The 19,241-nt window shown below is 64.0% G+C and carries 18 protein-coding genes; 9 read left to right on the top strand and 9 right to left on the bottom strand.

Annotation, left to right across the window (positions count from 1 at the left end; translation table 11 throughout):
* Window positions 1–2: 2 nt before the first annotated feature.
* Genes HB375_RS01545 through HB375_RS01515 form a run of 7 tightly spaced genes read right to left on the bottom strand, consistent with a single transcriptional unit; the run spans window position 3 to window position 6,510 of the window.
* Complete coding sequence (locus tag HB375_RS01545) at window positions 3–968, bottom strand: isoaspartyl peptidase/L-asparaginase family protein (RefSeq protein WP_167671193.1); 966 nt, start codon at window positions 966–968, stop codon at window positions 3–5.
* A 5-nt stretch (window positions 969–973) separates the two neighbouring features.
* Entirely contained in the window at window positions 974–2,026 is a 1,053-nt protein-coding gene (locus HB375_RS01540; RefSeq protein WP_167671713.1) for a DmpA family aminopeptidase, read from the bottom strand.
* Entirely contained in the window at window positions 2,023–2,922 is a 900-nt protein-coding gene (locus HB375_RS01535) for a polysaccharide deacetylase family protein (RefSeq protein ID WP_205800007.1), read from the bottom strand. Before HB375_RS01535 ends, HB375_RS01540 begins: the two co-directional genes overlap by 4 nt.
* Window positions 2,923–2,973: 51 nt before the next feature.
* Window positions 2,974–3,729 carry an SDR family NAD(P)-dependent oxidoreductase gene (locus tag HB375_RS01530; RefSeq protein ID WP_167671192.1) on the bottom strand — a complete coding sequence of 252 codons (756 nt, stop codon included), beginning with the start codon at window positions 3,727–3,729 and terminating at the stop codon, window positions 2,974–2,976.
* Window positions 3,726–4,742: a ketopantoate reductase family protein gene (locus tag HB375_RS01525; protein ID WP_167671190.1), complete on the bottom strand. Its 1,017-nt coding sequence runs from the start codon at window positions 4,740–4,742 to the stop codon at window positions 3,726–3,728. The genes HB375_RS01530 and HB375_RS01525 overlap by 4 nt, the downstream gene beginning before the upstream one ends.
* Entirely contained in the window at window positions 4,742–5,437 is a 696-nt protein-coding gene (locus HB375_RS01520) for a creatininase family protein (RefSeq protein WP_167671189.1), read from the bottom strand. Before HB375_RS01520 ends, HB375_RS01525 begins: the two co-directional genes overlap by 1 nt.
* Window positions 5,434–6,510 (bottom strand): GntR family transcriptional regulator, encoded by a 1,077-nt coding sequence (locus tag HB375_RS01515; RefSeq protein WP_167671188.1) that lies wholly within the window; start codon window positions 6,508–6,510, stop codon window positions 5,434–5,436. Before HB375_RS01515 ends, HB375_RS01520 begins: the two co-directional genes overlap by 4 nt.
* Before the next feature lie 96 nt (window positions 6,511–6,606).
* Between HB375_RS01515 and HB375_RS01510 the strand changes: the two genes are divergently transcribed.
* The 6 genes from HB375_RS01510 (at window position 6,607) to HB375_RS01485 (ending at window position 13,667) form a co-directional block, all read left to right on the top strand.
* Window positions 6,607–8,187 (top strand): ABC transporter substrate-binding protein, encoded by a 1,581-nt coding sequence (locus HB375_RS01510; RefSeq protein ID WP_167671187.1) that lies wholly within the window; start codon window positions 6,607–6,609, stop codon window positions 8,185–8,187.
* A gap of 104 nt (window positions 8,188–8,291) precedes the next feature.
* On the top strand, window positions 8,292–9,266 hold the full coding sequence (locus HB375_RS01505) for an ABC transporter permease (protein ID WP_167671185.1): 975 nt from the start codon (window positions 8,292–8,294) through the stop codon (window positions 9,264–9,266).
* The gene (locus tag HB375_RS01500; protein WP_167671184.1) at window positions 9,263–10,156 is read left to right on the top strand and encodes an ABC transporter permease; all 894 of its coding nucleotides are present in this window, start codon (window positions 9,263–9,265) and stop codon (window positions 10,154–10,156) included. The genes HB375_RS01505 and HB375_RS01500 overlap by 4 nt, the downstream gene beginning before the upstream one ends.
* Window positions 10,153–11,172: an ABC transporter ATP-binding protein gene (locus tag HB375_RS01495; protein WP_167671182.1), complete on the top strand. Its 1,020-nt coding sequence runs from the start codon at window positions 10,153–10,155 to the stop codon at window positions 11,170–11,172. The genes HB375_RS01500 and HB375_RS01495 overlap by 4 nt, the downstream gene beginning before the upstream one ends.
* Window positions 11,124–12,128, top strand: a complete 1,005-nt coding sequence (locus HB375_RS01490; RefSeq protein WP_167671181.1) for an ABC transporter ATP-binding protein — start codon at window positions 11,124–11,126, stop codon at window positions 12,126–12,128. Before HB375_RS01495 ends, HB375_RS01490 begins: the two co-directional genes overlap by 49 nt.
* A gap of 18 nt (window positions 12,129–12,146) precedes the next feature.
* The gene (locus HB375_RS01485) at window positions 12,147–13,667 is read left to right on the top strand and encodes a carboxypeptidase M32 (RefSeq protein WP_167671180.1); all 1,521 of its coding nucleotides are present in this window, start codon (window positions 12,147–12,149) and stop codon (window positions 13,665–13,667) included.
* A 12-nt stretch (window positions 13,668–13,679) separates the two neighbouring features.
* Here HB375_RS01485 and HB375_RS01480 read toward each other — a convergent pair whose 3' ends face one another.
* Both HB375_RS01480 and HB375_RS01475 read right to left on the bottom strand, forming a co-directional pair.
* Window positions 13,680–14,429 carry a HugZ family pyridoxamine 5'-phosphate oxidase gene (locus HB375_RS01480; RefSeq protein WP_167671179.1) on the bottom strand — a complete coding sequence of 250 codons (750 nt, stop codon included), beginning with the start codon at window positions 14,427–14,429 and terminating at the stop codon, window positions 13,680–13,682.
* 73 nt (window positions 14,430–14,502) lie between these two features.
* The gene (locus HB375_RS01475) at window positions 14,503–15,363 is read right to left on the bottom strand and encodes a glycoside hydrolase family 16 protein (protein ID WP_167671178.1); all 861 of its coding nucleotides are present in this window, start codon (window positions 15,361–15,363) and stop codon (window positions 14,503–14,505) included.
* Window positions 15,364–15,532: 169 nt separating this feature from the next.
* Here HB375_RS01475 and HB375_RS01470 point away from each other — a divergent pair, with 169 nt between their 5' ends.
* From HB375_RS01470 to HB375_RS01460, 3 genes are all read left to right on the top strand, one after another.
* Window positions 15,533–16,831 (top strand): amidase, encoded by a 1,299-nt coding sequence (locus HB375_RS01470; RefSeq protein WP_167671177.1) that lies wholly within the window; start codon window positions 15,533–15,535, stop codon window positions 16,829–16,831.
* A 157-nt stretch (window positions 16,832–16,988) separates the two neighbouring features.
* Window positions 16,989–18,542, top strand: a complete 1,554-nt coding sequence (locus HB375_RS01465) for a sensor histidine kinase (RefSeq protein WP_167671176.1) — start codon at window positions 16,989–16,991, stop codon at window positions 18,540–18,542.
* Window positions 18,539–19,165: a response regulator transcription factor gene (locus HB375_RS01460; RefSeq protein WP_167671175.1), complete on the top strand. Its 627-nt coding sequence runs from the start codon at window positions 18,539–18,541 to the stop codon at window positions 19,163–19,165. Before HB375_RS01465 ends, HB375_RS01460 begins: the two co-directional genes overlap by 4 nt.
* The last annotated feature ends 76 nt before the right edge of the window (window positions 19,166–19,241 follow it).

The following is a 19,241-nucleotide window of genomic DNA, read 5'->3' as shown; positions in this document are numbered from 1 at the left end:
CGTCAGCCCTGACAGAACTCGACCATCGGCTCGTCGTAGATCGCCGTGCGCAGCACGTTGTCGCCGCGCACATAACCGCGATACATTCCGGAGCAATTGAAGGGGAGCGACACCGCGCCCGTATGATCGACGGCGATGATGCCGCCCGAGCCGCCGACAGGGGCTAGCATATCCATCACCACGACCCGCGAGGCCTCTTCCAGCGACTTGCCCGCATAGCGCATGAGCGATGCGATTTCGTGGCCCGCCGCGTAGCGGATGAAGATTTCGCCATGGCCGGTGCCCGACACCGCGCAGGTGGCGTTGTCGGCCCAGGTGCCCGCACCGATGACCGGGCTGTCGCCGACGCGGCCCGGAGCCTTTGCGGTCATGCCGCCGGTCGAGGTGGCGGCTGCGAGATGGCCCTTGCGGTCCCGCGCCACCGCTCCGACCGTGCCGTGCTTGCGGGATTCGTCCTGATCCTCTGCGCCGGAATTGCGCATGGCGAGCGTTTCCTGCAGCGCGTTCCAGCGCTGTTCGGTGTAAAAGTAAGAGGCATCTTCGAAGGACAGACCGCGTGCGCGGCAGAAATTCATCGCGCTTTCGCCGATGAGGAAGACGTGGCCGGAATGCTCCATCACCGCGCGCGCCGCAAGAATCGGATTGCGCGGGCCGAAGATGCCGGCGACGGCTCCCGCCGCGCGGTCGCGTCCGTCCATGATCGCGGCATCCATCTCCTGCTTGCCGGCGGAAGTATAGACCGCGCCGCGCCCGGCATTGAACAAGGGCTCGTCCTCCAGCGCCATCACGGCAGCGGTGACGGCATCGAGCGCTGCACCGCCATCGGCGAGTACCGCACGGCCCGCTTCGAGCGCGCGGCGCAGGCCGGCGTGATAGGCCGCTTCGCGCTCCGGCGTCATCTTGCTGCGCAGGATCGTGCCGGCGCCGCCATGGATGGCGAGAACGAAATCGTCGTGTGTGCTGGTCATGATTTTCAGGCTTTTGTTGAGGAGAGGTTTTTGAGGGCGTCGGCGAGGCCCGGGCGATGATGGCCGGAGCGGCCGGTCATGGGGCCGGCGGCAACAAGCGCGTCGAGCACGGCTTCCTGCGTCGTGTCGGCCATGGCCTCGAAGAGGAGGTCGATGCGATCCTCATTGAGGAGCCTTTGGCTTACCAATGCTGCCCTCTCGTCATGGTGCACGATATTGGCGGTGGTGAACCCGAGCGCGATATCACCACTGCCGTGTCCCCAGAAGGAGCCGAGCCGCGCAAGCCCGACGCCGGAGCGGCGGATGACGCGTCTGAGCTGGCGGTCGCTCAAAGGAATGTCGGTTGCGGCAACGATGATGATGGAGCCCTTCTCCGTCGCCGCGGGCTCGGCCATCGCGGGCGTGACGACCGTACCGTCCGGCAGACGCAGGTCGCCGGGCCTGCCGAAGTTCGACAGAACCAGCACGCCGAAATGAAAGGCCTTGCCGTCGAATTCGATGACGCGCGAGGCGGTGCCGATGCCGCCCTTGAACCCAAAAGTGCTCATGCCGCAGCCCGCACCGACTGCCCCCACGGCGAAGTCGGTGCGGGCTGCTTCAAGCGCAGACCGTGCGTGTTGTTCTGTTACGGCCAGCGCCTGAATATCATTGAGAAAACCGTCGTTGCACTCGAATACGACCGGGTTCACGGTCGCGGTCTCGCGGCCGATATCCGGGTTATGTTCGATGGCATGGCGCACCAGCGCGGTCGCGCAGGTGCCGACCGAGAGCGTGTTGGTGAGCAGAAGCGGCGTCTCGATGGCGCCGAGTTCCTCCACCTGCACCAATCCTGCGCTCTTGCCGAACCCGTTCAGGACATGAACGGCGGCGACCGGTTTTTCGCGATAGAGATTGCCGCCATGGGGCAGGATGGCAGTCACACCCGTGCGCAACTCGCCTTCATTGAGCGTGACATGGCCGACGCTGACGCCCGGCACGTCGGTGATGGCGTTGTTCGGGCCCGAAGGCAGCTTGCCGCAGGCAAGGCCCGCATCCCGTGCGCGCAGGTTCTTGCTCATTTTGGACATTCCGCCTTCACATAGGCCGCAATTTCCGCGTGGGTTGCGATCCACACGTCAGAGCGACGGGTGATTTCCTCCAAAAGCTTCTCCAGAATCCAGATGCGCGAGCGATAGCCGGTGACATGCGGATGCATGGTGAGGAGGAAAAGCCCGCCCTCCTCATAGGCGCGCTCGAATTCGCGGAAAAAGATGTCGAACACGGCGGTGGGCGGCGTGTGCGGGCGCAGGCCGTTGAAGCGGTGCATGTTGAAATAGACCGCGTCGTCGCGAATCCACTCTACCGGCAATTCGACGATGCCGGTCGGCTCGCCCTTTTCGATCAGCTCGTAAGGATCGTCGTCGGCCATCAGGGACGAATCGTAGAGCAGACCGAGTTCGCGCTCGATGCGCAGCGTATCGGGGCTGAAATCCCAGGAAGGGGTGCGCATGCCCACAGGCCGCGTGCCGGTGATGCGCTCCAGCATATCGGCGGCGCGGAACATCAGGTCGCGCTCGGTCTCGTAGGGAAGGGTGCTGTTGAGTTCGTGAATCCAGCCATGGATTCCGACCTCGTGGCCTTCGGCAACGACGCGCCGCTGCTCGTCGGGATAAAGCATCGCCGCGACGGCGGGCACGAAAAATGTCGCCTTGGCATTGTGCTTGGCGAGCGCATTCAGAATGCGCGGCACGCCCTGGCGATTGCCGTATTGGCCCTGCGACATGCGCCCGATGGACTTGCCGCCGTCGCGCAATTCGTTGGTCTCGTGGTCCGAATCAAAGGAAAGCGCCACGGCGCAGCGTGCGCCGTTCTTCCACTTCGCAGGCTTCATGGAGCGGCCGGCGCGCACGTGATTGACCTTGCTGCGCCAGGTTTCTTCCTGCCAACTCCAGGGCGGGGGTGTCATGTCGTTCATCAATTCATCCTGACAATGGTGTTCGATAAAAAGAGGCGGAAGCGGGCGCTTTTATGAGCGTCCGCCATCTACGGAAATGATCTGGCCGGAAACCCAGGACGCCGCGTCGGACGCCAGAAACATCACGGTCTCCGCGATGTCCTGCGGACGGCCGAGGCGACGGGTGTGAATGCTTTCCACGAGCTTTGCCTGACCCTCTGCCCCATAGCTTTCCCATTGGCGCTGGGTTGCCGGATTGGACAGGACGAAGCCCGGCGCGACGCTGTTCACCGTGATGCCGAAGGGTCCAAGCTCGAAACTCAGCTGTTTCGTCAGGCCGACGAGTGCGTGTTTCGAGGCGGTATAGGCTTGGATGCCGGTGAGCGACGGGCGCAGGCCCGCGCCGGAAGAAATATTGACGATCCGGCCGGCCTTCTGCCGCTTCATGTGCGGCGCGACGGCTTGAGAGCACCAGAACGCGCCGTGCACATTGGCCTCGAACAGCACGAGCCAATCCTGCTCCGCCACGTCCTCGATGGGCTTCGCAACCTGGCCACGAACGCCGCCGGCGCAATTGACCAGAATGTCGATGCCACCGAGCGAGTCCGCCATCTCATCCATGACACGCCCGACCGCCGCGCGGTCGGCGAGGTCCAGCGTGCGGGTGGCTTTTGCGCCCGCCTCGGTGGCTGTGCGCAGGCCCTGCTCGTCGAGATCGAGCGCCCAGACCCGCGCACCTTCAGAAGCAAGCGCCTGGACGATGGAGCGTCCGATGCCTTGAGCCGCGCCTGTGACGACGGCGCGGCGGTTGGTGAAGTCGAGTTTCATGGCGTCAGCAACAGGTCGAGAGTGGCCCAGGATTGTTCGCGCCGATTGTCCTCGATGTCGTGGATCAGCTCGACGAGCTTGTTGATAGTCGGCGTCGCGATGCCCGATTCAGCGGCGAGCGTGCCGATGATCGCGATCTGTGCATCGACCTCGGTCTTGCGCTTGCGCACGGCGAGATCGCGCCAGATGCCGGAATGGGTTTTGGCGGTGTGCCGGTTGAACTCGGCCATGTCCGCCACGGAGCGGCGCGCGGCGTCTTCCGGCGCGCCCGGCATGAATGCTTGCGGGTCGAAGCCGTTGAAGCCGAGCGGTTTCATGCCCCGCTTTCCGGCTACCGCCATGACCTCGCGGCCCAACGCGTGGAAGACCGGGAAGTGACGCTCAGAAGCGAGGTTCTCCGACATGGAGGCGGGGGTGAGCGCGGTCGCAAACAGCATCGCGCCGTAGCCGAGCTTGCCCCACAGATAACCCCAGATGTTGTCGGTCAGCACCGCCTTTGGCTCGAAGATCGACAGGAGGCGGTGATAATCCTCGACCGCCTTCGTCGCCACGCCATCGAGCGCGCCGACGGCGACCGCCGCGCGATTGCCGAAAAGAATGCGGCCAGGTTCCAGCCAATCCGCACCGAAATTGACGAAGCAGCCGACGGTGCGCTCCGCGCCGATTTCTTCGGCGATCACGAGTTCGTTGAGGCCGTTCTGCGCCGAGAGTACGGTGCCGTCATCGGCAAGATGCGGTTTCAAGGCGCGCACCGCATCGCGTGTGTGGTGCGCCTTGACGGCGAGAATGATGCGCTTGAACCGGCCTTTTACGCCGTCCGGCGTCGTTGCCCGCACGGCCTGCGTGAAGGTCTCGACGGGGCCTTCGATGGCGAGGCCCTTTGTATTCATGGCGGCAACATGCGGCTCGACGATATCGACGAGAAGCACGTCCTCGCCGGCGCGGGCGAAGTAAGCGCCGAGAGTGCCGCCGATGGCGCCGGCCCCCCAGATCAGAATCGTGTTCTCGTTCATTACCAGTTCTCGATCAGCGCGCGGGTTTCTTCCAGGGCTACGGCCCAGATGGCGTGCATGTCTTCATCGGAGCGCTGGAAGCGACCGCCGAAGTTGCCGTCGGTCAGGATCTCGCGCACGCCTTCCGGCCCGAAGGTGCGCATGCGCTCCAGATCGACCATCGGCTTCTGATAATCGGGCTGCGCGACGCCGGGCAGACGCGTCCAGGGGAAGTTTTCCATCCAGGAGGCGTGCGAGGCGACGGGGTCGATCTCCTTCACCTTCTCGAAGGTGCGGGGCGCGTTCCACCAATTGTGGAAGCGCACGCGGCAATCGGAGTTCTTGTCCATCCATTCGATGGCCGCCGTCTGACCCGGCGAATTTCCGCCATGACCGTTGACGAACAGAATGCGGCGGAAGCCCGTGCGGCGCAGCGAATCGAGAATGTCGGTGATGACGCGAAGATAAGTTTCGGCCTTGAGGGTCACGGTGCCGGGATAGGCCATGAAGTACGGCGTGATGCCATAGGCCTGCACGGGAAACACCGGCACCCCGACGGGTTCGGCCGCTTCCACCGCCACGCGCTCCGCGAGAATGCTGTCGACGGACAGGCTCAGATAGGCGTGCTGCTCGGTGCAGCCGAGTGGCACCACGGCACGGTCGTCCGTCTTCAGGTATTCTTCCACCTGAAACCAGTTCATCTCGCTGATTTTCATGAAGGCTTGTCCTCTTGTCTGTTGTTCGACGAGCGTTGGCGCTCGAGCACGGGCAGCAACGTGGCGCGGATAGCATGCGGATCCGGCACGTAGCGGAATTCCATCGCCTGACGCCCCGGCGGCAGGAGCTGTTTGACCTTTGCCTCTGCGCCACTGGCGTAGATCGCCACATCGACGGAAGCAAGGAACGCTTCGAGATCGGGCGCGGTGAGCATGCGCACGTCCACATCGGAAACGTGCGGCGCGAAGCGCAACACACCGGGCTTCATCAGCGCCATGAATTCGGGGAAGATTGAGACGATGCCGACGCGCGCCATCGGATCGATCACGGCAAGCTGCGCGCGCGTTTCCTCTGACGGGATAAAGCTCAAGCCCACGACGGGGATGCCGCTCGGAATCAGATGCTCCACCTCGCCGCGCCGGTGGGCGAGCGTGACGCAGACATCGCAGGGCTGCGGAAAGGGCTCGCCCGCCTGCAAGGCATCGACGGTCGTTGCGACAATCGTATCGTCCGCTTGCAGATACTCCTTGATCCGGTCCGCATATTGCTGCGTCGTGTCGATGAAGTTGCCGACCATGACGAGGCGTAGGGGGCGGCCATGCGTGCGCCCGCGCGCCGCGCGCGCATTGACGAGAGAGGAGACGACGGAGGGCGCAAGCCCTAGCTCCTCCGCTTCGTTGAACAGGGACTCGATGCGGCGTTGAATCTTGCGAATGGCGGAAGAGCGCAGCCCATCGCTGGTGTGTCCGTCGCCGACATAAGTGCCTGCGCCGGGCTTGGCTTCAATAAGCCCTGCCTCGCGCAATTCGCGATAGACGGTGGCGACGGTCATGTTGGCGATGCCGGCGCGCTCAGCGAGTTCGCGCACGGAGGGAAGACGCTGACCGGCCGGCAATTCCCCAAGCGCAATGCCGAATTCGATCAGGCCGCGAAGCTGAATGCCCAACGGCACGGGAAGAGAACGGTCGAGAGCCCCCGCGAGGTTGTTCAGAATGCGCTCCTCGGGCGCCTGTTCTGATCCGTTATAACGGATGCTCTCGGAATGGTCAGAAGATGGTGGCGATTTGGGCACGACAGTGTTGACTTTGATAAACCGAGTGACCTACCGTTCTAATCGATAAGAACACCTTGGACGAAAAGATCGGTTCTTAGCAAGAGGGGATCTCGCATGAAACTTAATTTCAAGTTGGGCGGAGCGCTGGCCGCGGCTCTGCTCCTCGGGACTGCGCTGGGAGGCGCGGTATCGGCGCAGACGCTGACCATGGGCGTCCGCGCGGGTCCGGACTCGATCGACCCCCATTGGTCGACGCTCGGCAGCCAGGCGGAAACGCTGCGCCATGTCTTCGACACGCTGGTGATGGCGGACGAGAACCTGCAGATGAAGCCGGGTCTCGCGACGTCGTGGAAGCCGGTTGACGACACGACCTGGGAATTCAAGATCCGCCAAGGCGTGAAATTCCACGACGGTTCCGAATTGACCGCCGAGGACGTGAAATTCTCCATCGACCGCATCCCCGTAGTGACCGGGCCGATGAGCATGACGATCTACACCAAGCAGGTGAAGGAAACGAAGGTCGTCGACAAGTACACCCTGCATGTGATCACGAAGGCGCCGGCGCCGACGCTGCCGAACGACTTCATCCGCCTCTTCGTCGTGTCGAAGTCCATCGGCATGGAAGCACGCAACGAGCAGTTCAATTCGGGCAAGGCCGCCATCGGCACCGGCCCGTACAAGTTCGTGTCGTGGGAACCGAAGGGTGACTTCGTCGTCGAGCGCTTCGATGGCTACTGGGGCGGCAAGCAACCGTGGGCCAAGGTGATCCGCAAGGAGATCCCGAACGATCCGGCCCGCATGGCGGCGCTGAAGTCGGGCCAGGTCGACATCGTCAACTACGTTCCGGCCACCGACTACGCGGCGATGCAGAAGGACAAGTCGGTCGACACCTTCGTTGCCGACACGGTGTACTACTTCAACCTCTCGCCGAACGTGAAGGAAACCCTGCCGAAGCCGGTGAAGGTCGACGGCAAGGAAATCACCGCCAACCCGCTGCGCGATCCGCGCGTGCGTGAAGCGCTCGATGTCGCCATCGACCGCAAGACGCTCGTTCGCGTGGTGCTGGAAGGCCTCGGCCGTCCTGCCAATCAGCTGATGCCGCTGAACTTCTTCGGCAGCAGCAAGAACCTGCCGGAGCGCGCGTTCGATGTTGCGAAGGCTAAGAAGCTTCTGGCCGACGCGGGCTATCCCAACGGCTTCGAGATCGACTTCCACTGCACCAACAACCGCCTGCCGGGCGATGGCGCGATGTGCGAAGCCCTCTCGCAGATGTGGGCGCGCGCAGGCCTGAAGGTGAACGCCAACGCGCTCAACGGTACGGTGTTCTTCCCCGCACAGCAGAAGGGTGAATTCTCGCTGTGGATGAGCGGTTGGGGCACGCTGACCGGTGAGGCGAGCTACACCTACGGCTCGCTCGTTCACACCGCCGATCCGAGTGTCGGTCTCGGCGCCTTCAACAAGCAGGGCTACTCCAACCCGGAAGTGGACAAGCTGCTCCAGGAAGGCAGCCGCACCATGGATGACCCCAAGCGTCGCGGACTCTTCGAGAAGGCGGTCGAGATCTCCATGAACGACCGCGCGCTGATCCCGACGGTTCAGCTCCAGACGGTCTGGGCCGCGAAGAAGGGCGCCATCACCTTCGCGCCGCGCGTCGACCAGGAGACCCTGGCCTACGAGATGAAGCCGAAGAGCTAACCATTCGGCGATCGATGCCGGCCGGGCGACCCGGCCGGTCTTCCTTCCGGAGCGGCTCACCTCGGGCTCGCTCCGGATCGTTTCTAACCCATGCATGAGCGAGCATGATCGGTTTTCTCATCCAGCGCGTCCTGCAGGCGGTCATGGTCATGATCGCGATGTCGGTCATCGTGTTCCTTGGCGTTTACGCCATCGGGAACCCGATCGACGTGATGATCGACCCTGCTTCTTCCCAGGCTTTGCGCGAGGCGCTGATCCAGCGCTATGGCCTCGACCGTTCGCTGATCGAGCAATACTTCGTGTTCATGAACAACATGCTGCACGGGGATCTCGGCGAGTCCTTCATCTACCGCCTGCCGGTCATCAGCCTCATCTGGTCACGTTTCCCCGCGACGCTGGAACTGGCGCTCACCGCCATGATGATCGCGACCTGCCTCGGCATTCCGCTCGGATTGTGGGCTGGCTATAAGCCGGATTCATGGTCCGCGAAGGCGATCATGGCCTTCTCCGTGCTCGGCTTCAGCGTGCCGACCTTCTGGATCGGGCTTCTTCTCATCATGACCTTTGCGGTCGAACTTGGCTGGCTGCCGTCCGGCGGGCGCGGACCGGTTTCGAACATTCTCGGCCTGAACCTCTCTATCGGCTCGCTCGAAGGATGGAGCTACATCATCCTGCCGGCCTTCAACCTCGCCCTGTTCAAACTTGGCCTCTTGATCCGCCTGACCCGCGCGGGCACCACCGAGGTCATGAGTTCGGACTACGTGCGCTTCGCCCGCGCGCAAGGACTCTCTGAGGGCAAGGTCGTCGGGCTGCATGTCCTGAAGAACATCTCGATTCCCATTGTCACCGTGTTCGGCCTTGAACTCGGTTCGACGCTCGCCTTCGCTGTCGTGACGGAGACGGTGTTCAACTGGCCCGGCATGGGCAAGCTCATCATCGATTCCATCACTGTGCTCGACCGGCCCGTGATGGTCGCCTACCTCATTCTCGTCGTGTTTCTGTTCGTCATCATCAATCTCGTCGTCGATCTGGTCTATGGCCAGCTTGATCCTCGCATTCGTGTGAAGGCCGCGTCATGAGTGCCCCTGTCGAAACCCGTTGGGGCCGGCTTGCCAATTTCTGGGCGGATTTCCGCCAGAACCCGGTGGCTGTCGCGGCCCTCATCGTCATCGTCGCCGTGGTGCTCATGGCGATCTTCGCGCCGCTCGTTGCGCCGCAGGATCCCTATAACCAGAAGGCGCTCGACCTGTTCGATGCGCGTCTGCCTCCCGGCGAAGTCGGCTCGGGCGGATATGTCCATTGGCTTGGCACCGACGCAGCAGGGCGCGACCTGTTTTCCGCCATTCTTTACGGCCTGCGCACAAGTCTCATCATCGGCATGATGGCGGGTGCCTTCGCCCTCGTGCTCGGCGCGACGGTCGGCCTGATCGCGGCCTATCACGGCGGGCGGATCGAGGCGCTGATCATGCGCGTCATCGACCTGCAGCTCTCGCTGCCGGCGATCCTGCTGGCGCTGGTGCTTGTGGCGCTGCTCGGCCAGGGACTGCCCCAGCTCGTCGCCGCGCTGGTCGCCGCGCAATATGCCTATTTCGCTCGCACCACGCACGGTGCGGCGAGCGCTGAACGCCGCAAGGATTATATCGAGGCCGCGCTCTCGACGCCGCTTCCGGCGCGAAAAGTGCTTTTTAGGCATCTGTTGCCGAATGCGCTGCCGCCGCTGATCGTCGTCGCAACCGTGCAGGTGGCAAATTCCATCGCGCTCGAGGCGACCTTGTCGTTCCTCGGCCTTGGCTTGCCCCTCACGCAGCCTTCGCTTGGCTCGCTGATTTCCAACGGCTTCCAGTTCCTGCTGTCGGGCCGCTATTGGATCTCGATCTATCCCGGCATTGCGCTGATGCTGACGGTGGTCGCCATCAACCTTGTCGGCGATCAGGTTCGCCACGTACTGAACCCGAGGCGTAGCCGATGAGTGAAGCCGTTCTTCGCGTCAAAAATCTCCAGACGCAGTTCAAGACCCGCACGGGTACGCTCAAGGCCGTCGATGGCGTCAGCTTCGAGGTCGGTCGCGGGCGCATTCTCGGCCTCGTCGGTGAATCCGGCTCGGGCAAGAGCGTGACCGGCTATTCGATCCTCGGTCTCATCGAGGCTCCCGGCGAGATTGCCGGCGGCGAGGTGCTGCTCAACGGCCGGGATCTCACGCGCCTGAAGGGCGACGCCATGCGCCGGATGCGCGGCGCGCAGATCGCCATGGTCTTCCAGGACCCGATGATGACCCTGAACCCGGTCCTCAAGATCGGGACGCAGATGATCGCGGCGGTGCGCGCGCACGACAAGGTTTCCCGTAAAGAAGCCTGGACGCGCTCGCGCGATGCGCTCGCCAAGGTCGGTATTCCGAGTCCGGAGGAGCGTCTCGACGCTTATCCGCATCAGCTCTCCGGCGGCATGCGTCAGCGCGTGGCGATTGCGATTGCGCTGCTGCACAGCCCTGCCGTCATCATCGCGGACGAGCCGACGACCGCGCTCGACGTGTCGATCCAGGGGCAGATCCTTGCCGAAGTGCGCCGCCTTGCGGATGAGACTGGCACGGCCTTCGTGTGGGTGACGCACGATCTCGCGGTGGTGTCGAGCCTCGCCGACGACATCTGCGTCATGTATGCGGGCCGCGTCGTCGAGACGGGCGCTGCAGCCGACGTCATCGCGTCGCCGCGCCATCCCTATACCGCGGGGCTGCTCGCCTCCGTTCCAGCGGAGCACGAGCCCGGTGAGCGGTTGCCGCAGGTTCCGGGCTCCACGCCCTCGCTCGCCAATCTCCCGGCCGGTTGCGCCTTCGCGCCGCGCTGTTTCAAGGCTGGCCCCGCCTGCACCACCACGCCGCCCGTCCAGACTTTCGCAGATGGACGCTCCGCCCTTTGCCATTACCCGATCGAGTCCGATTCATGTCAGCCGCTTTCCTCGACATCGACCACGTATCGAAGCGCTTCGTAAAGCGGCCGAGTCTCGGCGAACGCATCGCGGGGCTTTTGGGCGCGGGCCGCAAGATCGAGGTCGTGCGTGCGGTCAGCGACGTCAGCCTATCCGTGCGCAAGGGCGAAGTGATCGGCCTTGTGGGCGAATCCGGCTGCGGAAAATCCACGCTCGGGCGCATCATCGCCGGCATCTATGCGCCGAGCGACGGCAAGGTCCTGTTCGGCAACGCGCCTGTCGCGAAAGAGCAAGGGCGCGTCACGCACAAGCTGACGACGAAAGTCCAGATGGTACATCAGGACCCCTTCGCCAGCCTCAACCCGCGCATGCGCATCGGCGAGACCGTCGCCGAGGGGCCGGTGACGCACAATATCGTCAAGGCGCGGGAGGCGGACGACTACGTTGCCGATCTTTTGGGCCGCGTCGGGCTCGATCCGAGCTATCGTCGCCGGTTTCCTCACCAGTTCTCCGGCGGCCAGCGCCAGCGCATCGCCATCGCCCGCGCACTCGCCATGAAGCCGGATCTACTCGTGCTCGACGAGCCGGTGGCCTCGCTCGACGTGTCGATCCAGGCGCAGGTGCTGAACCTCTTCATGGATCTGCGGCGCGATCTGGATCTCACGGCGATCTTTATCAGCCACGATCTCGGCGTGGTGCGGCATGTGTCGGACCGCGTTGCGATCATGTATCTCGGCCGCATCGTGGAGATTGCGCCGACGGCGGAACTCTACGCGTCGCCGAGCCATCCCTATACCAAGGCTTTGTTCGAGAGCGTTCCGCGCGTCGGCGTCGGTCGCAAGGACTTTCGCCCGATTGCCGGCGAAATTCCCTCGCCCCTCAACCCGCCGAGCGGCTGCCACTTCCATCCGCGCTGCCCGCTCGCCGGCCCGCGTTGCAAGCGCGAGGCACCTGTCTTGTCGGAGATCGGAAAGGGGCGCGCTGCGGCCTGCCATCTCAACGCCGGCGGAACGAACTAACCAGAAGAGAGAGGGATCATGAGCCAGGAAGCCTCACTTGCGGCGCTGAAAGAGCGCATCGCCTCCGTCAACGACGTGCTGAACGCCACGTCACTCCTGACATGGGACTCCCGCACCATGATGCCGCCTCAGGGAGCGGAGACGCGCGGGCATCAGATCGCGACGCTCACGCGCATCGCGCGTGATCTCCTGTTGGCGCCCGAAACCGAAAAGGCATTGGAAGCCGCCGAAAAGGCTGTCGCGGCGCTGCCGGAGAACAACGCCGACAGCCGCCTCGTGGTGCAGACGCGTCGGGCGTTCGAACATCATCGCCGCGTTCCCGCGTCTCTCATCCAGGAGCGCGCGGCGCTTCGCACTGTGGCGCAGGCCGCCTGGATCGAAGGCCGCGCGAAAAGCGACTTTTCGATTTTCGCGCCGCACCTGAAGAAGACCGTCGAGCTATCGCGCGCCTATGCGGACTGCATTGGCTGGACCGAGCATCCTTACGACGCCATGGTCTCGATCTATGAGCCGGGCGAGACGGCGGCGAGCCTCAAGAGCTTGTTTGCGACGCTGCGTGCTGGCCTCTTGCCGATCCTCTCTGCTGCCCGCTCGCGCTCCGCGCCGCGCTCGGATTTCCTGTTCCGGGATTTCGCAGAAGAAGGCCAGCGTGCGTTTGGCCTGAGTATGGCGCAAAAGCTCGGCTACGATCTTCAGCGCGGCCGTCTCGACACCACGGTTCACCCGTTCGAGGTGTCGTTCACTCGCAACGACGTGCGCATTACCACGCGTTACAATCGCAACTACCTGCCGGCTTCGATCTTCGGCACGGCGCATGAGACCGGTCACGGCCTCTACGAGCAGGGCGTCGATCCGGCCTATACGCGCACGACGCTGACGACTGATCTCGTCGGCCTCTACGCCGTCGGCGGCACGAGCTTTGGTGCGCACGAATCCCAATCGCGCCTGTGGGAGAACCACGTGGTGCGCAGCCGCGCCTTCTGGCAGCTGCATTTCCCCGAACTGCAGAAGCAGTTTCCGAACGAGCTGGGCGATGTAAGCGCGGAAGAGTTTTATTGCGCCGTCACGCGGGTCGAGCCCGGCTTCATCCGCGTCGAGGCGGACGAGCTGACTTACGATTTCCACATCATGCTGCGCGTCGATATCGAATGCGCGCTCATGGATGGTTCGCTCGCCGTTGCGGACCTGCCTGCCGCCTGGAACGCAGCGATCAAGCGCGATCTCGATCTCGACGTGCCGAACGACTCTCGTGGCGTGCTGCAGGATGTGCATTGGTCGACGGGCTATATCGGCTCGTTCCCGACCTACACCGTCGGTAACGTCATGGCGGCGCAGATGATGGAAACGTTGCGCCGCGACAGCGCGCTCGATGCTGCCATCGAGGCCGGGGACTATACGGGTTTGGCGGAAGCACTGCGCACCAAGATCTGGCGCCATGGTCGCCGCTTTAGCCGCGACGAGCTGTTGGTGCGCGAAACCGGCCGCGCCCTCGATCCCGCGCCCTACCTCGCGTATCTCAAAGCGAAATACGCGGCGTAAGGCTCTGTAGGGCTATCGTCCCCGGGCTTGTTGCGCCAGATTGACGAGCACCGGCCGCAGATCGCCCGTGCTCGTCAGGCGCTCTGGAAAGACGAGGCGCAGGATCTCGTCGCCGAGCGCAAGCTGTGCACCCTCCGGATCAAGGCCGATCAGCTTCCATGCGCCGTCCCGGCCGCCACACAGTTTGGTGGCGTAGAGGGCAATGGCCTCTTTGTGATCCATGTTCATGTGCTCGACGGCTTCCGCTTCGAGACCGGCAAAGCCGTCGAGCCCCGTCATATCGGTCACGATGTCGGTGCGGACCATGCGATAGGCCCGTCCGAATCCGCCGTTGAGAACAGCGGATGTCACGTTGAGCCGCCAGAACGCGAAATCGGGAAAATCCACATAGAGCGCGGCCTTCGGGTGCTGCATCAGATAGCGCTGCCGAATCGCCTGCGCCTCATCCGATCCGGGCTCGAGCCGTTGTGCTTTGGTCAAAAGCGTCATGCGCGGATGGGCGAGGGGATCGCCCTTGCCGATGTCGGACAACAACAGTGAGCAGCGGGCATCCGCCTCCAGCAACTTCGTATGAACCGAGAGTTGGGAGGTGAGAATGATGGGGGTTCCGTCGATCGTGGTACCCACGGAGACGAGACTGGCGAAGGGGAAACCGCTCGCGCCATCGTTCGTCGCCAGCGCGCCCGCGCGCGCCGTGCGCAGCAGCCGTTTGGCGAGAAGGCGGGCCTCGTCGTCGACCGGAAGGGTTGGGTCTTTCTGCATCGCGTCTCACCACTCTTGCGCGGTTGGGGCTTTGGTCTTTTAACGCGGCGCAGGCCCTTTCGTCAGCAGGGCATCAGCGGGTCTTGTAGGCCCTGATATATTCGACCTCCATGGCGGCCGGGAAATGGGTGCTCTCATTGGGGTCACCCGGCCATCGGCCACCGACGGCGAGGTTGACCACGAGATAGAACGGCTGATGCATATCGGCCGGTGTCGGCGCGGAATAGGTCGGGTTTCCGTCCAGGTACCACGTGATGGTGTCAGGTCCCCAGTAGATGCCGTAGGTGTGAAAGCCGCTCGACGTATCATTGACCCTGATACTTCCCTGCTGCTCCGTGCTGCGGCCGGACGCCTTTGAATGCACCGTCATGTAGATTTTGCCCGGATCGTGGCCGAGCATCTCGACGACATCGATCTCAGGCGGCCAGTGACCGTTGGCGGGAAGCAGCCAGAAGGCGGGCCACATTCCCTTGCCCGCCGGAAATTTCGCTCGCATCTCGAAATAGCCGTAGGTCTGGCTGAAGCTGTGATAGGTCGAGAGCATTCCGGATGTGTAGTTGTAGCCATTGATGAGCGGCTTGACGGAAGGCGGTGCCCGATCAGCCGTGATGATCAGCTTGCCATCGCTGATGTGCCAAGGCTTGATCGACGCGGTGGGCTCATAGCGGGCATTGATGTACCATTGCCGCTCACGGTTGGTGAACAAGGCCGCGCCGTTTGCCGCGGACCACGGGAAGGCCGTGTCCCAGGTCCCATCTGCGCCGTTCCACAAATTCAGCGTGCTGAAATCGTCGGAGAACGTGAGGACCCCCGTTTCGCCGGGATTGTGCGGATCTATCGCGGTTTTCTGAATCGCGAGCGAAGCGGGACGCAGAAGCGGCATGCCAATGAGCACGGCAAGGCCCGCGATCAGCACGATGGCGATTCGTATCATTCCTGCCCGGCCCGCTGCGCATCTTGATTCCCCAGGAAGGGCAACGGTCGCGCATAGGTCCTGTTCCTTAACCTCTAAGGAGTAGGGCAATCCTCGAAGGCCCGAACTTGACAGAGTCATGTGGCTTCGATGCAAAACTATCATCACCAGTTTCCGCTTTGGATCGATCATGACACCTGCTCGAGACGCGCTTGAAAATATTCTCGCCCGATTGGCCGCCCGCGCCGCGGATGAGCGCGTGTTCCTCCGCATCTACGCGAGCGAGGCGCGCTCCGCCGCCGATGCTGCCGATGTGCGTCGGCGCGACGGGATCAGCCTTGGGCCGCTCGATGGCCGCATCGTCTCGATCAAGGATCTGTTCGATGTCGCCGGAGAAGCGACCACGGCCGGTTCGATCGTGCTGCGCGATGCGCCGCCCGCCACAAGCGATGCCGCCATCGTTCGTCGCCTGCGCCAGGCCGGTGCGGTGATCATCGGCAAGACCAACATGGTCGAGTTCGCCTATTCCGGAATCGGCTTCAACCCTCACTATGGCACGCCAGGAAACGCCGCCGATCCGTTGCGCGTGCCAGGCGGTTCGTCTTCCGGCGCCGGCGTGTCGGCGGCCGAGGGTACGAGCGAGATTGCCATCGGCAGCGACACCGGCGGCTCGGTGCGCATTCCGGCGGCCTTCAACGGCGTCGTCGGTTTCAAGCCCACGGCGCATCGCGTGCCGCTCAAGGGCACATTCCCGCTTTCTTACACGCTCGACTCCATAGGCCCGTTGGCACGCAGCGCGCAGGACTGCGCCTTCGCGGATGCCATCATGGCGGGGGAAGAGCCGCGCACACTCACGCCCTATCCGCTCGCCGGCTTGCGGATCGGTGTTCCAGAGGGTCGGCTGTTTACGGAAACGGAACCCCTGGTCGCCGAGGCCTTCGAGGCGAGCGTGAAGCGGCTCTCGCAGGCGGGCGCGCGGATTACGTCCCTCGGTATCGACGATCTGCTACAGGCCATGGCGGAAGCGACGGCCCGAGGATCGATTGCCTCTATCGAAGCCTCGGAGATTCACGCGGATTGGATCGAGGCGAAAGCGCATATGATCGATCCGCTCGTCAGGGGCTCGATTGCGCGCGCCGGTAAGGTGCCGTCGCCGGTTTACATCCGCACACTGCGCCGCCGGCAGGCGCTGGTGGCCGCCATGGACGAGCGACTGGCGCCCATCGATGTCCTCGCATTGCCCGCGACAGCCATTTCCGCACCGCTGACCGCGCCCCTGCTTGCGGACGAAGAGCTTTATGACAAGACGGATTGGTTGATCTTGCGCAACCCCATGTTCGCCAACCAGTTCGACCTGACTAGCATCTCGCTGCCGATCTCTGGCCAGGCGCGCCCGGTAGGCTTCATGCTGGTCGCCCGCCACGGCCACGACCAGCGCCTCTTCGACATCGCGGCAAGTGTCGAAAAGGCCTTGGCTCCCGGCGTCTAAAGAGGTGCGCCGAGAGAATCGTCCTGATCCGAAAGGGGGCTCGCCTTCGCGTTCTGTCCTCTGAACGACAGCGCGACGCTATCGCCCTGAGGCCGGACAGTCGACGAAAGAGCATTGCGCCGTTAGTTTGGGGCCATGCTTATTCTTGTCTGCGCCGATGAATAGACGAGTCGCCGGAGCCCTTGCTGCCTGGGCGACGCTGATGGTTGTTGCGGTGGCGGCAGTCGCCGCCGTCAACTTCGTCCGGGCCCGCAACAGCTTCGAGGCGGAAGCCCGTACGCTGCACCGCGTCGTTTCGCAGCGCGCGGACCAGCATGACGCGCATCTGACGAGCCTTGCCGCTGTGCTGGCGAGCCCCGAACGCTCATTTACGACCTTTCGCGCCGTCGCCGACGCTGTCTTACGTTTCTACCCGCGGATCGCCGCCATCGATGCGGTTAGCCTCGTGCCCGTTCCGGATGTGGTGTTCACCACCCGCGAGCTTCAGTCTAACAGGCCGGGAATCCTCGAGCTTGCGGCAACCGCCACCACGCTGTCCGCCGGACAGACGATCGTGATGACGGACCCGAATGGCGCGGCAGCCTATCACCTGGTCAAAAGACTTCCCGAAACCATTTCGCAGGCGGGCGCCCTCGTCATGACCATCGACGCCGGGCGATTGATGGACCCGGAGGCGGATTTGTCCGCGGGGATGTGGTTCGCCTTACGCGATCCATCAGGGCGCGAAGTCGCCCACAGGGGACAGTCGCCATCTCCCGATGGGGTGCTGCCGCTTCTTGCCTTCGAGAAAGAACTTGGCAGCCGGTCCCAACCGCTCCTGCTGCAGATTTCCCGGAGCCCGGCGGTGAGCGAGCTTCTGCCGCCCATCGCCATCGTGCTCCTGGCAGCGCTGACAGGAATCGGGGTCATCCTCGCCTCTTTCGTGCTGCGTGAACGTCGCGCCGCTCGCGAGGCCCGAGAGCGAGCAAGCTTTCACGAGCATCAGGCCCGGCTCGCGCATGCCATGCGGGTCAACACTGTTGGCGAAATGGCTTCCGGGATCGCCCATGAGCTCACCCAGCCGCTGACCGCCATCCTCAGCCGCAGTCAGGCAGGCCTGCGTCTCGCCCGCTCCTCTTCTCCGGATCGGGGCGAGATTATCGACGTGCTCGATGCGAATGTTCGCCTGGCCAAGCGGGCCGGCGACATCCTCTCGCGCCTACGCGCCTATGTGTCGAACAGCGGGCCGGCGCCCGAGCGGACGAGTCTCAATCGGCTGGTCCGCAACGTCGCCGAGCTGGTGCAGGGCGATCTGGCACGCCGCGGCATCGTGCTGAAGCTCGACCTCGACCCACGCGATCCTTCCTCCATGATCGACCGGGTCTCGATCGAGCAGGTGGTGCACAACCTCGTGCGCAATGCCGCGGACGCGATCGAGCCCCTGCCCGAGGACCGGCGGACGATAACAGTCGCGACGTTTGTCGAGGGTGGCTTGGCCGGAGTTGCGGTCAGCGACCGGGGCCCGGGGATTCCGCCTGCGGACCTGCCGCGCCTGTTCGAGCCGTTCTTCACCACCAAGCCGGACGGCATGGGCCTTGGCCTGTCGCTCTGCGAGCGCCTCGTCGAAGCCTTCGGCGGGCGCATCGTTGCGGCCAATGTGCCGGAAGGGGGCGCGGTGTTCATCATCCACCTGCCGCTGATCGCCGAGGGCCGCAGGGAGGCCGCCGAATGACGGCGCCGTCCCGCACCGTATTCCTCATCGACGACGACGAGGATGTTCGCGACGCACTCCGGCTGCTCCTGCGCACGGCCGGGTTTGCCGTCGAACCCTTCCCGAATGCCCTTGCCTTTCTGGAGCGGCGCGACAAGGCCGCCGTCGGATGCATCGTCGCCGATGTGCGGATGCCCGGCCTCTCGGGCCTTCAACTTCTGGAGCGGCTTGCAGCAGAGGGCGAGCGCCTGCCGATGGTGGTGATCACCGGCCATGGCGACGTGAATGCCTGCCGGCGCGCCTTCAAGGGCGGCGCTGTCGATTTCCTGACCAAGCCGATCGACGAGCAAGTGCTGATCGAGGCCATCGAGGCGGGCTTTGCGCGGCTCGAGGCGCACCGGAGGCACGCGAACGAGGCGGATGAGGCGCGCACGCTGCTGGCCCGCCTCACACAGCGCGAGAGTGAGATCCTCGACATGGTGGCCCGCGGCTGGATGACGAAGGAGATCGCCCGGACCATGGGTGTTTCACCGCGCACGGTCGAGACGCATCGTGCCAATCTCGCCGAGAAGCTCGGTACGACCTCGGTGGCCGAGATGGTGCGCCTCGTTCTCCTTGCGCGCCCGGCCGACATATCTCCGTAGAACTACGGAAGCTGCTCCGGTTCCGCACCGATAACCAGCCGGATCCCGCCCGGCTAGGGTTGCAGGCGTCGAACAA

It is taken from the genome of Microvirga terricola, assembly GCF_011777495.1.
GTDB classification, from domain to species: Bacteria; Pseudomonadota; Alphaproteobacteria; order Rhizobiales; family Beijerinckiaceae; genus Microvirga; species Microvirga terricola.
The sequence above is the reverse complement of the archived record's forward strand: the minus strand, read 5'-3'. Positions and strand labels throughout refer to the sequence as shown.

Coding starts and splice junctions, on each gene's coding strand:
- HB375_RS01545 (WP_167671193.1), bottom strand. CDS start 968: ATGACCAGCACACACGACGATTTCGTTCTCGCCATCCATGGCGGCGCC.
- HB375_RS01540 (WP_167671713.1), bottom strand. CDS start 2,026: ATGAGCAAGAACCTGCGCGCACGGGATGCGGGCCTTGCCTGCGGCAAG.
- HB375_RS01535 (WP_205800007.1), bottom strand. CDS start 2,922: ATGAACGACATGACACCCCCGCCCTGGAGTTGGCAGGAAGAAACCTGG.
- HB375_RS01530 (WP_167671192.1), bottom strand. CDS start 3,729: ATGAAACTCGACTTCACCAACCGCCGCGCCGTCGTCACAGGCGCGGCT.
- HB375_RS01525 (WP_167671190.1), bottom strand. CDS start 4,742: ATGAACGAGAACACGATTCTGATCTGGGGGGCCGGCGCCATCGGCGGC.
- HB375_RS01520 (WP_167671189.1), bottom strand. CDS start 5,437: ATGAAAATCAGCGAGATGAACTGGTTTCAGGTGGAAGAATACCTGAAG.
- HB375_RS01510 (WP_167671187.1), top strand. CDS start 6,607: ATGAAACTTAATTTCAAGTTGGGCGGAGCGCTGGCCGCGGCTCTGCTC.
- HB375_RS01505 (WP_167671185.1), top strand. CDS start 8,292: ATGATCGGTTTTCTCATCCAGCGCGTCCTGCAGGCGGTCATGGTCATG.
- HB375_RS01500 (WP_167671184.1), top strand. CDS start 9,263: ATGAGTGCCCCTGTCGAAACCCGTTGGGGCCGGCTTGCCAATTTCTGG.
- HB375_RS01495 (WP_167671182.1), top strand. CDS start 10,153: ATGAGTGAAGCCGTTCTTCGCGTCAAAAATCTCCAGACGCAGTTCAAG.
- HB375_RS01490 (WP_167671181.1), top strand. CDS start 11,124: ATGTCAGCCGCTTTCCTCGACATCGACCACGTATCGAAGCGCTTCGTA.
- HB375_RS01485 (WP_167671180.1), top strand. CDS start 12,147: ATGAGCCAGGAAGCCTCACTTGCGGCGCTGAAAGAGCGCATCGCCTCC.
- HB375_RS01480 (WP_167671179.1), bottom strand. CDS start 14,429: ATGCAGAAAGACCCAACCCTTCCGGTCGACGACGAGGCCCGCCTTCTC.
- HB375_RS01475 (WP_167671178.1), bottom strand. CDS start 15,363: ATGATACGAATCGCCATCGTGCTGATCGCGGGCCTTGCCGTGCTCATT.
- HB375_RS01470 (WP_167671177.1), top strand. CDS start 15,533: ATGACACCTGCTCGAGACGCGCTTGAAAATATTCTCGCCCGATTGGCC.
- HB375_RS01465 (WP_167671176.1), top strand. CDS start 16,989: ATGAATAGACGAGTCGCCGGAGCCCTTGCTGCCTGGGCGACGCTGATG.
- HB375_RS01460 (WP_167671175.1), top strand. CDS start 18,539: ATGACGGCGCCGTCCCGCACCGTATTCCTCATCGACGACGACGAGGAT.